The following is a 13001-nucleotide window of genomic DNA, read 5'->3' as shown; positions in this document are numbered from 1 at the left end:
GGCGGTGGCTGCGTCGGCCGTTGCCGCGTCGGCGGTGGCGGTGGCAGGGGCTGCGTCGGTCGTTGCCGCTCCGGCGGTCGGGGCGGCCGTCATGACAGCTTCTCGATGTCGATGAGGTGGGCGGCGATGTCGACCTTGTTCGGCGTGACCTTCTGGTCGGCGTAGAACCGGGCGACCGTCTCGAAGCGCTTGATGTCCTCGGGCCGGATCGGGTCGACGGTGCCTCCCTTGCCGGTGAAGGAGATCTGGACGTCCTTGGCCTTGCCGTTGACAGCGGTGGGGCCGGCGTCGGTGAAGACGTTCAGGTAGGCGGCCGGGTCCTTCTTCTCCTTCGCGCTGTTCTCGTGGAGGTAGGCGTAGAGCGCCTTGACGACCTCGGGGTGCTCCTTGGCGAAGCCCGAACGGACGGCGTTGAGGCTGTAGTTGTCGGATCCGATGGCGGTGCCGTCGGCGACGAAGCGGGCCTTGTCCGCGCCGATCTCGGCGACGGCGTAGGTGGACCAGACGGCCCAGGCGTCGACCTGGCCGGCGTTGAAGACGGCGGCGGTCTGGTCGGGGCGCAGATAGACCCGCTCGACCTTGTCCGCAGGCACTCCGGCCTTGGCGAGGGCCTTGAGGAGCAGGTACTCGCCGGTGCCTCCCTTGTTGACGGCGACCTTGCGGCCGACGAGGTCCTCGACGGAGTCGATGTCCGAGTCCGGGCGGACGAGGATGCCCTCGCCGACGGGGTCCGGTGCCGTGGCGGTGAAGAAGGCGAAACCGGGGCTCTGGGAGAGGGAGGTGATGCCGGAGGTGATCGAGCCGGTCGCGATGTCGAGCTGGTCGGCGTTCATCGCCTGGGCGGCGGGCGCGAAGGGACCGGCGCTGCCGGTCCACGCCACCTTGGCGCCGACCGCGGCGAGCGCCTTGTCGAGGCTCCCGTCCTTCTTTCCCCGGGCGAGGACCCCGGCGTTCCCGGGGTCCGGGATGCGGATGGTGATCGTTCCCTTCGCTCCCTTCCCCCCGTTACCGTCGCCCTCGCCGACGGCCGCGTCGGCTGCGGGGCTGCCGCCGCCGCAGGCGGTGAGGACGGAGAAGGCGGCCAGGACCGCCAGAGCGAGGCGAGTGGTGCGCGTGGCGGGCGGGGTGACGGGGGCGAGTGGGCGCATGGCGGTCGTCCTTCGGGATGCGGAGGGTGGGCGAGGGGGCGGTGGCGGGGCAGCCGGCTACGGAGTCGGCCGCGGCGACGTCCCGACCGGGGCGGCGGCCCGTCGGCGGGCCTGCCGCAGCGGCTCCGGGTCGGCCCAGGCGCGTACGTCGACGGCCTCGGGCAGGAACGCATGGGCCCGCAGGGCCGCCTCCTGTTGGGCGAGCAGGTCGAGGCGGGCGTCGGACAGGTCCGGGTGGAGCGTGCGGTGGGTGCCGGGCCGGTAGGCCCCGGCCACTCCCTCGGCGCCCGCACCGGTCTCGGCGCCGAGGATCCGGGCGACCTCGGCCGGCTCGTCGGCGGCCCAGTCGGCGGCGCGGAGCAGAACGGCGAGGAAGCGGGCGACGAGTTCGGGGTGCTCGTCCAGGAGGTCCTGGTGCACGGTGAGGGGACGGGGGGTGCCGTTGTTGACGCGGTGCGCGGGGTCGGGGAGCGCGTCGAGTTCCACGGCCACCTCGGCCCCGGCCCTGCGGGCCGCCTCGACGGCGAGGGCGCCCTTCACGTAGACGGCGTCGACCTCGCCCCGGCGCAGGGCGTCCAGCTCGGCGGCCCACTGGCCCAGGTGCCCGTCGGCGGGTACGTCGACGAGGCGTGCGTCGTCGAGCCCGTACCCGGCGGAGGCGAGTGCGCCCTCGAAGCCGCGCAGGGCCATCGCCCGCCAGAAGTCGATGGGGACCGGGTGCCGGGGCAGGGCGAGCCGCAGCCCCCGCAGGGCGGCGGCTCCCCGGGCCGGGGAGCCGGGGGCGACGAGCACCACCTGGCGTTCCTCGATCCAGGTGAGGCCGACGAGCCGGGTCCGTTCACCGCGTGAACGGGCCCACAGCGCCGGTACGTTGCCGCCCTCGCGGAAGAGGCCGGGCAGCGCGTGGGTGAAGTGGGTGGCGCGGTCGGCACCTGGCTCGGCGTCCTGGAGGGAGCGGACGGCGATGCCGTCGGGCGCGAACTCCCCCTCCAGCCAGCCGCGATCGGCGGCGACGCCGGTGGCGGTGGGAACGGGGCAGCGGGTGAACCAGAGCGTGTCGGGCACGCGGGCAGACGTCATGGCGGGACTTCCCGGGGTGAAGGGGGCGAGGGGCGGGTGGCCGGGTGGCGCCCGGGACCGGGCGCGAGGGAGCGGCGAGCGACGGCGGGGCAGGGTCAGGGCGACGGCAGAGGCGAAGGGAGTGCGGGGGCACGGGGCTACGGGTGTGCCGGAGGCACGGGAGGGGGACGCGGAGGGAGACCTGGGGACAGGGCGGTCGGACGGGCCGATGGGGCGCGCGCCGGGAAGGCGGGCGGGAGGTGCTCCGAGCGGACGCGCCCCCTGGCGTGGGAACGGGCCCTGGCATGGGAACGAGTCCCTGGCACGGGGAACGGGTCCTGGCGAGGAGGCAGGCCCCACAGGGGCCGGACCCGGCGTGGCACCGGACCCGGCGCGGAACCGCACCCGGCGTGACACCGGACCCTGACGCGGAACCGGACCCTCACGTGGGAACGGTTCCCGCCGGAGGCGGAACACCCGCACGGGACCGAATCTCGTACCGGGGGCGATGCCGGAGCACCCCTCACGCCGTCGCGGCACCCTCACCGCGAGCGTTCCCCGGGAGGGTTTCGGCCGACGACGTCAGCGCGCCGCCTCAGCGACAGCCGGCCCCCGCGACCCGCGCCAGGTCGATGTGACGGCGCCGGGTGAGGGCGAGCGGCGCGGGAGGGGCGGTGGGCCCACATCGCGCGGTGCGACGTGCGGTGCGTCGGTCGGTGCGTCGTGCGTTCATGGCTGGCCCTGCTCCCTCCGGCTCGGTGCCGCTGTGGTGGCTTGGCCGGAACCCTGCCACGGAAGCTCCGCCGCCGACAACTCGTCTCCCACGATGTGGGATTGCGTATGAACGGCGTGTTTCCGACCTCGCCCGATCCCTGATTCGGCTCCCGCCATGTGGGAGCGTGGGAGCCCGATCACCCACGGGGAGCGAACCCTATGACGACCGAGGCCGGCATCGCCCGACCCCCGGCGGGCGCCCAGGCGGTCCGCCGCGCACTGGACGTACTGCACTGCTTCCATGACAACGGGCCCGACCTGAGCGCCTCCGACCTCGCGCGACGCCTCGGACTCTCCACGTCCACCGCGCACCGTCTCGCCCGGACCCTGCTCGGCGCGGGATTCCTGGAGCAGGACGCCCGGACCGCCCGCTACCGGCTCGGCCCGGCGATGACGGAGCTGGGCCGGCTCTCGTACCACCAGCGGGGACTGCACCTGGCCGCGCCCGAGCTGTCGGATCTCGCCGAACGGACCGGCGCAACCGCCGACTTGGCTCTGCGGAGCGGCCCGCACGTGGTGATCGTCGCGGGCGGTTCGGTGACGCCGAAGGTGGGCCTGCGCCGGCCGCTGCACTCGACGGCGCTCGGGAAGGTGCTCCTCGCCTGGCCCCGGGCGGGCGAGGCGGGCCCGCGCTCCCTGCCGCCGCTGTACGCGTTCACCGAGCGGACCATCGTCGAACCTCCCGCGCTCACGGCCGAGTTGGCGCGCGTACGTGAGGCCGGATACGCCCTCAACGACGGGGAGTCGGCGCACGGGGTACGGACCGTGGCCGTGCCGGTCCTGGAACGGACGGGGCACGCGCGCTTCGCACTCGCCGTACGGGCGACACCGGAGCTCATCACCGACGCCCGTCTCGACTGGTATCTGGCGCAGGCCCGGGCCTGCGCCCGCGCCCTGGAGGTGCTGCTGCTGGCCCCGGCGGAGCGCAGGGACCCCGGCGAACGGGCGGGCTAGCCCGGACGGACGGCGGACCACCGGCCGGAAAGTTTCCGCACGGTCGTGCGTTCAGTAGGATGGGGACATGAGCGACACCGGGACCAAGACCGACGGGCGCGTCGAGCGCGGGAACCAGACCCGTCGGCTCGTGCTCGGCCGGACCATGGACATCGCCTCGGTCGAAGGGCTCGACGGCCTCTCCCTCGGCCGGATCGCCACCGAGCTCCAGCTGAGCAAGAGCGGCGTCTTCGCCCTCTTCGGCTCGAAGGAGGAGCTCCAGCTCTCCACCATCAGGGCCGCGGCCGCCGTCTTCGCCGAGAACGTCGTCCTTCCGCTGAAGGATGTGCCGCCGGGGGCTCGGCGGGTGCGCGAGCTGTGCCGGAACTGGCTCACGTACTCCTCGGACCGGGTCTTCGCCGGCGGCTGCTTCTTCTACGCGGTCTCGGCCGAATTCGACGCCCGTACGGGCCCGGTCCATGACGCCGTGGCCCAGGCCCGCCGCGACTGGAACACGTACGTGGAGACGTCTCTGACGGAGGCTCAGGCGGTCGGCGACTTCGCCTCGGACCTGGACGCGGACCAGCTCGCCTTCGAGGTGGTCGCCCTCATGGAGGCGGCCAACGCCCAGTCCGTCCTGCTGGGCGACACGCGGACGTACGACCGCGCCGAGCGGGGGATCACCGCCCGGCTGCGCGCCTCGGCCACGGACCGGGGACGGGCCGCGCTCGACGCCGCGTAGCCGGACGAGGCGCGGCGGGCAAGGGGCGGTCCCACAGCCCGGCACCTCTCGCCCCCGCACCGCGCAAGGGCGGTCGCACCGCCCCGGCCCCGCCCGCGACCCCGTACCTCTCAGCCCGCGACCACCCGCTCCCCCTCCGAGGGTTCGTCCGCCGGGGCCGTCAGGAACTCCACCGCCTCGTCGACGACCGCCGGGTCCTTCAGGATGCGCCGGTGCCCGAGTCCACGGGTGACGACGAGCCGGGCCCGGCCACCGTGGGCGCGCGCGAGCAGCCGGGAGTGGACGAGCGGGACCATGTCGTCGCCGTCGTCGTGGAACAGCAGGACGGGCGCGCCGAGTTCACCGGCGTCGCGGTCCGCCCCGAAGCGGTCCCAGACGCCGGGTTCACCCGGTACGAGCCGCCGCTCCACATGGTCCCGCATGCACCTCAGGACCCGGGCGTCCACGCCGAGGGCGCCCTGGAAGCCCTTGACCAGCAGGTCGAAGGAGCCGACACCGCCGATGCCGACGAAGCGGGCCGTGCGAACGCCGTCCTGGAGGGCGAAGAGGGAGGCGAGGACCCCGAAGGAGTGGGCGACGACGGCGTCGAAGTCGCCGTGTCGCGCGTGCAGCCGCCGGATGATCTCCCGGTATTCGACGATGTTGCTGTCCCGTCCCGGAGACTCCCCGTGGCCGGGCACGTCGAAGGCGACGGGGCTGTAGCCGCGTTCCAGCAGCGCCTCGGCGAAGGCGGTGAGCCGCGAGGCGCGCGAAGACCAGCCGTGCACGAGCAGGACGGGCCGGCGGCCGTCTCCCCAGGCGTAGGTGACGACGTCCTTGCCGCGTGCCTGGAGGTGCCCGATGCGGGCGGTGGCGAAGAGCGCCTGTTCCTCGGGTTTCAGCCGCGCCCGGCCGAGCGGGCGGACGAAGAGACGGAAGGCCCAGCGGCCGGCTGTTCCGGGGGCGACGCGGGCGGTGGTGTTCAGGGCGGTGCGGATGAGCGGAGCCATCGGGTACATGCCGGGATCTCCTCGGTCGTCCTGCGGGTTCTGCGTCCTGGTGGTGATCTGCCGATGCAAAAATGCTAGCACGATCGTTCGTGTTGTTTTAGAGTCGAAGAAGGGGCGGGCCGGTACCCACCCGGAGGCACCGACCCGCCCTTCCCACCGCCTCGGCCGGCCGAGCCGACCGGGTCCGGCCCAGCCCTAGGACTCCTTCGACTCCTTCGCCCCCTTCGACTCCCCACCCTTCTCCTTCGGCTCCTTCTTCGCCCGGCTCGGCTGCACCCGCTTCGGTTCGCCCGGCATCTTCGGGTACTCCGGCGGGTACGGCAGATCACCGAGCCCGTGCTCCGCCTCGTCCCGCCGGGCCAGTTCGAGCAGCGACTCCAGGCTGAACCGCTCGCCGTCCATGTCGGCGTGGACATCGCCCACTTCGGCGTACCGGACCGGCATCGTCCTGATGTCGAAGTCCCGCGGCACGGCGTCGTCGATCTCCTCCCACCGCAGCGGGGCCGACACGGGCGCGTGCGGGCGCGGGCGTACGGAGTAGGCGGAGGCGATCGTGCGGTCCCGGGCGGTCTGGTTGTAGTCGACGAAGATCCGCTCGCCGCGCTCCTCCTTCCACCACTTGATGGTGACCCGGTCCGGCATGCGCCGCTCCAGCTCCCGCCCGCAGGCGATGGCCGCCCGCCTGACCTGCGTGAAGGTCCAGTTCGGCAGGATCGGGACGAAGACGTGGATGCCGCGTCCGCCGGAGGTCTTCGGCCAGCCGCGCACTCCGTGCTCGTCGAGGACGGCGCGCAGTTCATGGGCGGCGCGGACCGCGTCCGCGTAGTCCGTGCCGGGCTGCGGATCGAGGTCGATGCGGAGTTCGTCGGGGTGGTCGGTGTCGTCCCGGCGCACCGGCCACGGGTGGAACGTGACGGCGCCGAGGTTGGCGGCCCAGAGCACGGCCGCCGGCTCGGTGGGGCACATCTCGTCGGCCGAGCGGCCGCTGGGGAAGGTGATGTGGGCGGTCGGGATCCAGTCCGGGAGGTACTTCGGCGCGCGCTTCTGGAAGAACGACTCGCCGGTCACCCCGTCGGGGTAGCGCTCCAGGGTGGTGGGGCGGTCGCGCAGGGCGCGGGTGATGCCGTCGCCCACGGCCAGGTAGTAGCTGACCATGTCGAGCTTGGTGTAGCCGGGTTCGGGGAAGTACACCTTGTCCGGGTTGGACACGCGTACGGTCCGGTCGCCGACTTCCAGTTCCACCGCTGCCGCCTTGCCTGCCATGCCGGTCAGCCTAGGGCTCGCCGACAAGTCCCGCATACCGGACAATCGCCTCATGGATCTTCCGGTGATGCCGCCCGTGAAACCGATGCTCGCCAAGTCGGTGAAGCGGATCCCGCCCGGGATGCAGTACGAGGCGAAGTGGGACGGCTTCCGTGCGATCGTGCACCGCGACGGTCCGGAGCTCGTCATCGGCAGCCGGACCGGCAAGCCGCTCACCCGCTACTTCCCCGAGCTGGTCGAGGCACTCGCGACCCGGCTGCCGGAGCGCTGCGTGGTCGACGGGGAGATCGTCATCGAGCACGGGGGCCATCTCGACTTCGACCGGCTCAGCGAGCGGATCCATCCGGCCGACTCCCGGGTCCGCATGCTGGCCGAGACGACCCCGGCGCTGTTCGTCGCCTTCGATCTGCTCGCCCTCGGGGACGAGTCGCTGCTCGACACTCCGCTGAGCGAGCGCCGGGAGGCCCTGGAGCGGATGCTCGCCGGCGTGGACGCGCCGGTGCACCTGGCGCCGGCGACGCGGGACGCCGCACTCGCCGCCCAGTGGTTCGAGCAGTACGAGGGCGCGGGCCTCGACGGCGTGATCGCCAAGCCGCTCGATCTGCCGTACCGGCCGGACGCGCGCCTCATGTACAAGATCAAACACGAACGGACGGCCGACGTCGTGGTGGCCGGTTACCGCTTCCACAAGAGCGGACCGGTGGTCGGTTCGCTGCTGCTGGGCCTGCACGACGACCAGGGCGCCCTCCAGCACGTCGGCGTGTGCGCGGCGTTCACCGCGCAGCGGCGGGCCGAGCTGATCGAGGAACTGGAACCGCTCCGGATGGACCCGCCGGACGGACACCCCTGGGCGGCCTGGGCGGAGGAGGCGGCGCACGCGGGGGCGCGCCTGCCGGGCGCGCCGAGCCGCTGGTCGGGGAAGAAGGACCTGTCGTGGGTGGCACTGCGGCCCGAGCGGGTCTGCGAGGTGGGGTACGACCACATGGAGGGCGACCGCTTCCGGCACACCGCGCAGTTCAAGCGGTGGCGCCCGGACCGGGCACCGGAGTCCTGCGGGTACGGGCAGCTGGACGAGCCCGTCTCGTACGACCTGTCGGAGATCCTGACGTAGCGTCCGGCTGCGTCCGGCCCGTGTCCGGAGGACGCCGATCCGCCGAGTGAGATGCTTCACATTCGGCGGGCGTCCCGCCGCCCCCAACGCACCCTCGTCGCGCACGCGTTCGTCGTATACGCGGGCGATACGCAGGGACGGTGAACAATCCCGGGCCGGCCACCCGGGCCCGTACCTGCGAGAACGTCCCCGGCCGCGCCCGGCGGCCGTACCCGCTCCCCCGCCCGGGCTCCCGCGCGCCCCGCCGGAGCGCCGCCGCGTCGTTGCCCCGCCGCGACATCGCCGTTCCTGAACCCGTACGGCGATCCGGTACGTATGGAGAGCAGACCCTTCCGTACGCCTCCCGGACCCACTAGGACTGACCCGTGATCACCTCGCCCTCGCGCCTCGTACCCGTCCCGATCCCCGACCGTGTGGCCGCGCTGATCGGCTCCTGCCTGCCGCTCCACGTCCTCCAGGCCGAGATCGACGCGGACTGCGCGGCGCGCGAGGTGTACCGCTTCCGGGGACCGCTCTGCGCGGAGGACCGCGCGGACCGGGAGCACGCTCTGTCCGCGCTCGCCCGGGCCAACAAGATCCTCGCCAAGCACCACCCGAAACTGCCGGTCACGCCCTGACGGATCCGGCCGGTCACTCTCCGGCGGACCCGCCGGCCGCCCTGGGCACATCGACCGGTCACGGCCTGAGGGACCAGCCGGTCACACCCTGACGAGGCGGCCGGTCACCGACTGACGGATCCGGCCGGACCGCTTCCCGTCGGTCCGCCCGTTCGGCCGTCCCCCGCATGCACCCGGTCGGGGCCGATGTGACGCTGCGAGAGTGACCACGACCAGCGACGCAGCGCCCGCGCCCTCGGCCCCGGCCGCCACCGAGCCACCCGTGCTCGACCGCCGCCGCCGCAACATCGTCTTCGGCACGATCATGCTGGGTGTCCTCCTCGCCGCGCTCGACCAGACGATCGTCGGCACCGCCCTGCCCACGATCGTCTCGGACCTCGGCGGCGCCGCCCACATGTCGTGGGTGGTCACCGCGTACCTGCTCGCCGAGACGGTGGCGACCGTCCTCGTCGGCAAGTTCGGCGATCTCTTCGGCCGCAAGGTGATCTTCCAGATCTCGGCGATCGTCTTCATCACGGGCTCGTTCCTCTGCGGACTCGCCACCAACATGACGCTGCTGATCGTCTGGCGCGGCCTCCAGGGCGTCGGCGCGGGCGGCCTGATGGTCACCTCGATGGCGCTCATCGCCGATGTGATCCCGCTGCGCGAACGCGGCAAGTACCAGGGCGCGATCGGAGCCGTGTTCGGCGTCTCCACCGTCATCGGCCCCCTGCTCGGCGGTCTGTTCACCGACCACCTCAGCTGGCGCTGGGCGTTCTACGTCAACGTCCCCATCGCGATCCTGGTCGTCATCGCCGCCGCCCGCACGATCCCCTCCGTGCGCTCGGCGAGCAAGCCGGTCATCGACTACGCCGGCATCGCGCTGGTCGCCGTCGGAGCCAGCGCCCTGATCCTGGCGACCAGTTGGGGCGGCAACGAGTACGCCTGGACGTCCCCCGTCATCATCGGGCTGTTCGTCGGCGGTGTCGTCGCGCTCGGGCTGTTCTGCTGGGTGGAGACCCGCGCGGCGGAACCCATGCTGCCCATGCGGCTGTTCGGCAATCCGGTCTTCACCGTCTGCTCCGTGCTGAGTTTCATCGTCGGCTTCGCCATGCTCGGCGCGATGACGTTCCTGCCGACCTACCTCCAGTACGTCGACGGGGACTCGGCGACCGTCTCCGGCATCCGTACCCTCCCCATGGTCGTCGGCCTGCTCATCGCCTCCATCTTCAGCGGCAACGTGGTCAGCAAGACGGGCCACTACCGGATCTTCCCGATCGTCGGCTGCCTGGTGATGGGCCTGGGGCTCTATCTGCTGTCCCTGATGGAACCGACGACCAGCACCTGGCTCGCGTCGCTGTACATGTTCGTGCTCGGCGTCGGCATCGGCCTGTGCATGCAGGTCCTCACCATCGCCGTGCAGAACACCGTCGACTACTCCGACCTCGGCACCGCCACCTCGGGCGTCACCTTCTTCCGCACGCTCGGCAGCTCCTTCGGCACCGCCGTCTTCGGCACGATCTACGTCAACTCCCTGACCCCCAACCTCCGGGTCGGGGTCGCGGAGGCCGCTGCCGTCGCCGGGAGCGAGGGCCTCGACCCGACGGGGGTCGCGCAGGCGGCACAGAGCCCGGACGGGGTCCACGGCCTTCCGCAGCAGGTGGCGGAACCCATCGTCAACGCGTACGCCGACACCCTCCACACCGTCTTCCTCTGGACGGTGCCGGTCGCCGCCGTCGGCTTCGTCGTCGCGCTCTTCCTCAAGCAGGTGAAGCTCCGCGACTCGGCGCGCGCCGCAGCACCCGACATGGGCGAGGGCTTCTCCGCCCCGACCTCGTCGGGCGACTCCGCGCAGCACCTGGAACTGGTCGTGGGCCGGATCATGCGCCGGATCGACATGGCCACCGCGCGGCGGATCCTCGACACCTCCGACACCCGGCTCGACACGGCCGGAGCGTGGGCGGTGATGCAGGTCGAGCTCTACACCCGGACGGTCGGCCACGCGAGCCTGGGACTGATCTCGGCGGGGCGGCGGGTCCCGCCCGAGGTGCTGCTGCCGGCCTTCGACCGGATGGTCGACGAGGGCTTCCTGACCCGCGACGGGCATCTGCTCTCCCACACCGCGGCCGGCAAGCGCGAGGCGGACGTCATCACGCACGCGTGGGGCGACTGGCTGTCCGACCGCGTCGAGCAGGAGAGCGGCCGGCCCAGCGGACCCGAACTGCGCGTGGCGACGGACGCCATCGCCAAGAAGGTCGTCGCCGAGGACCTCGCGAACGGCCTCCCCGACCGGTCCCCCGACAGCGACGGCGACCGCGCACTGAGCCGGACCGGCAGCGCCTGACGCGGGACCGCGGCGGGGCCGGGCCGGCCCGGGCGCTCGCTGCTTGCTCCTCGCTCCCGGTAGCCGGTAGCCGGTACCGGTACCGGCTACTCGCCGATGTCCCCGTCCACGTACACCCAGGCGCCCTCGTGGCGGGCGAAGCGGCTCCGCTCGCGCAGGGCGCCGGGCTCGCCGCCGTGGACGTAGCGCGCGGTGAAGGTGACGGTGCCCTGCTGGTGGAAGGCGGTGCCGTCGGTGGCCGACTCGATCTCCAGGCCGGTCCAGCGCATCCCCGGGTCGAAGTCGACCTCGCCGGGCCGGGTCTCCGGCGCCCAGCTGCGCAGCAGATACGCCTCGTCCCGGACGACGAACGCGCTGTAGCGGGAGCGCATCAGGAGCTCGGCGGTCGGCGCGCCGCCGCCGGTCCCCGAGTGGAACCGGCCGCAGCAGGCGCCGTACGAGGCGTCGAGTCCGCACGGGCAGGGTGACTCCGGGGTCACGGCGGGCGCGGCCGGGCGGGCCGGGGACGTACGGGGGCGGGTCTTGCGTCGGGACATGCCGCCATTCTCCCCCACCGGGTGCCCGGCATGCGGACGGCCGTGTGGACGCCGGGGCGGGATCCCGCTGCTCAGGGGGTGCGTCCGAGTAGCGTACGAGCATGAAACTGACGATTCTCGGAGGCGGCGGGTTCCGGGTGCCGCTGGTGTACGGCGCCCTCCTCGGCGACCACGCCGAGGGGCGGGTCACCCATGTCACCCTGTACGACCTCGACGAGGGGCGGCTCTCGGCCATCGCCAGGGTCCTGGCGGAACAGGGTGAGGGGGTGCCCGACGCGCCCGGTGTCACGGCGACGACGGACCTGGACGAGGCGCTGCGCGGGGCCGACTTCGTGTTCTCGGCGATCCGGGTCGGCGGCCTGGAGGGCCGGGCCGCGGACGAGCGGATCGCGCTCGCCGAGGGGGTGCTCGGCCAGGAGACGGTGGGCGCCGGCGGCATCGCCTACGGGCTGCGGACCGTGCCCGTCGCGGTGCACGTCGCGCGCCGGATCGCCGAACTCGCCCCCGAGGCCTGGGTCATCAACTTCACGAACCCGGCGGGCCTCGTCACGGAGGCGATGTCCCGGATCCTCGGCGACCGGGTCATCGGCATCTGCGACTCCCCCGTCGGCCTCGGCCGCCGGGTCGCCCGCATCCTGGGCGCCGACCCGGACAGGGCCTGGATCGACTACGTGGGCCTCAACCACCTGGGCTGGCTGCGGGGGTTGCGGATCGACGGCCGGGACGAGCTGCCGCGGCTGCTCGCCGACGAGGAGGCGCTCGGCTCCTTCGAGGAGGGCAGGCTCTTCGGCCCGGAATGGCTGCGCTCCCTCGGCGCGATCCCCAACGAGTACCTGCACTACTACTACTTCAACCGGGAGGCCGTGCAGGCCTACCGGTCGGCCGAGCGGACCCGCGGCGCCTATCTGCGCGACCAGCAGGGCGCCTTCTACCAGGAGATGGGGAAGCCGGACACCCCTGCCCTCGCCGCCTGGCACCGTACGCTCGCCGACCGGGAGGCCACCTACATGGCGGCCAACCGGGAGGCGGCCGGGATCGGGGAGCGCGACGAGGAGGACCTGGAGTCCGGCGGCTACGAGAAGGTGGCGCTGGCTCTCATGCGGGCCGTCGCGCGGGGCGAGCGGGCCACGCTGATCCTCAACGTCCGCAACGGCACGACCCTCGCCGCGCTCGACGCGGACGCGGTGATCGAGGTCCCGTGCTTCGTCGACGCGAACGGTGCCCACCCGGTGTCGGTGTCCCCGCTGCCGTACCACGCCGTCGGCCTGGTGACGGCCGTGAAGGCGGTGGAGCGGGAGGTCCTCGCGGCGGCGGAGAGCGGTTCGCGGGCGACGGCCGTGAAGGCCTTCGCCCTCCATCCGCTGGTCGACTCGGTGTCGGTGGCCCGCCGCCTGGTGGAGGGCTACACGGCGGAGCACGCGGGTCTGGCGTACCTACGGCACTGAAGCGGCCGTCCGGTACCGGCGCATCCGTCGCGGAGGCATACGGCCGGCGAACAGCTTTACC

General features: G+C 73.0%; 12 protein-coding genes. 6 read left to right on the top strand and 6 right to left on the bottom strand.

The genetic code is table 11. The features are described from left to right. Positions 1 to 89 precede the first annotated feature (89 nt). The 3 genes from AMK27_RS08020 to AMK27_RS44510 form a co-directional block, all read right to left on the bottom strand. Positions 90 to 1148 carry an ABC transporter substrate-binding protein gene (locus AMK27_RS08020; protein ID WP_073904256.1) on the bottom strand — a complete coding sequence of 353 codons (1059 nt, stop codon included), beginning with the start codon at positions 1146 to 1148 and terminating at the stop codon, positions 90 to 92. Between the two features lie 57 nt (positions 1149 to 1205). Beyond that, the gene (locus AMK27_RS08015) at positions 1206 to 2228 is read right to left on the bottom strand and encodes an ABC transporter substrate-binding protein (RefSeq protein ID WP_073904255.1); all 1023 of its coding nucleotides are present in this window, start codon (positions 2226 to 2228) and stop codon (positions 1206 to 1208) included. A 574-nt stretch (positions 2229 to 2802) separates the two neighbouring features. Beyond that, entirely contained in the window at positions 2803 to 2940 is a 138-nt protein-coding gene (locus tag AMK27_RS44510; protein WP_374119630.1) for a putative leader peptide, read from the bottom strand. 200 nt (positions 2941 to 3140) lie between these two features. On the opposite strand from AMK27_RS44510, the gene AMK27_RS08010 reads away from it, so the two are divergent. Further along, positions 3141 to 3935, top strand: coding sequence for an IclR family transcriptional regulator (locus tag AMK27_RS08010; RefSeq protein ID WP_073904253.1), 795 nt, complete (start codon positions 3141 to 3143; stop codon positions 3933 to 3935). Positions 3936 to 4002: 67 nt separating this feature from the next. Next, positions 4003 to 4656, top strand: a complete 654-nt coding sequence (locus tag AMK27_RS08005) for a TetR/AcrR family transcriptional regulator (protein WP_073904252.1) — start codon at positions 4003 to 4005, stop codon at positions 4654 to 4656. 110 nt (positions 4657 to 4766) lie between these two features. Here AMK27_RS08005 and AMK27_RS08000 read toward each other — a convergent pair whose 3' ends face one another. Further along, complete coding sequence (locus AMK27_RS08000; RefSeq protein WP_073904250.1) at positions 4767 to 5654, bottom strand: alpha/beta hydrolase; 888 nt, start codon at positions 5652 to 5654, stop codon at positions 4767 to 4769. 186 nt (positions 5655 to 5840) lie between these two features. Further along, the gene (gene ligD, locus AMK27_RS07995) at positions 5841 to 6908 is read right to left on the bottom strand and encodes a non-homologous end-joining DNA ligase (protein WP_073904249.1); all 1068 of its coding nucleotides are present in this window, start codon (positions 6906 to 6908) and stop codon (positions 5841 to 5843) included. A gap of 52 nt (positions 6909 to 6960) precedes the next feature. Here ligD and AMK27_RS07990 point away from each other — a divergent pair, with 52 nt between their 5' ends. The 3 genes from AMK27_RS07990 to AMK27_RS07980 all read left to right on the top strand — a co-directional run bounded on the left by AMK27_RS07990 (position 6961) and on the right by AMK27_RS07980 (position 10959). Next, positions 6961 to 8019, top strand: coding sequence for an ATP-dependent DNA ligase (locus AMK27_RS07990; protein WP_073904247.1), 1059 nt, complete (start codon positions 6961 to 6963; stop codon positions 8017 to 8019). Positions 8020 to 8384: 365 nt separating this feature from the next. Then, positions 8385 to 8636: a hypothetical protein gene (locus tag AMK27_RS07985; RefSeq protein WP_073904246.1), complete on the top strand. Its 252-nt coding sequence runs from the start codon at positions 8385 to 8387 to the stop codon at positions 8634 to 8636. Positions 8637 to 8838: 202 nt separating this feature from the next. Then, entirely contained in the window at positions 8839 to 10959 is a 2121-nt protein-coding gene (locus AMK27_RS07980) for an MDR family MFS transporter (protein ID WP_073904244.1), read from the top strand. An 86-nt stretch (positions 10960 to 11045) separates the two neighbouring features. On the opposite strand, the gene AMK27_RS07975 is transcribed toward AMK27_RS07980, so the two are convergent. After that, entirely contained in the window at positions 11046 to 11495 is a 450-nt protein-coding gene (locus tag AMK27_RS07975) for a YchJ family protein (protein ID WP_198955818.1), read from the bottom strand. 101 nt (positions 11496 to 11596) lie between these two features. Here AMK27_RS07975 and AMK27_RS07970 point away from each other — a divergent pair, with 101 nt between their 5' ends. After that, entirely contained in the window at positions 11597 to 12940 is a 1344-nt protein-coding gene (locus AMK27_RS07970) for a 6-phospho-beta-glucosidase (protein ID WP_073904241.1), read from the top strand. Positions 12941 to 13001: the final 61 nt, after the last annotated feature.

It is taken from the genome of Streptomyces sp. CB02009 (assembly GCF_001905825.1).
Taxonomy (GTDB): Bacteria; Actinomycetota; Actinomycetes; order Streptomycetales; family Streptomycetaceae; genus Streptomyces.
This window is presented reverse-complemented; position numbering and strand designations above follow the sequence as displayed.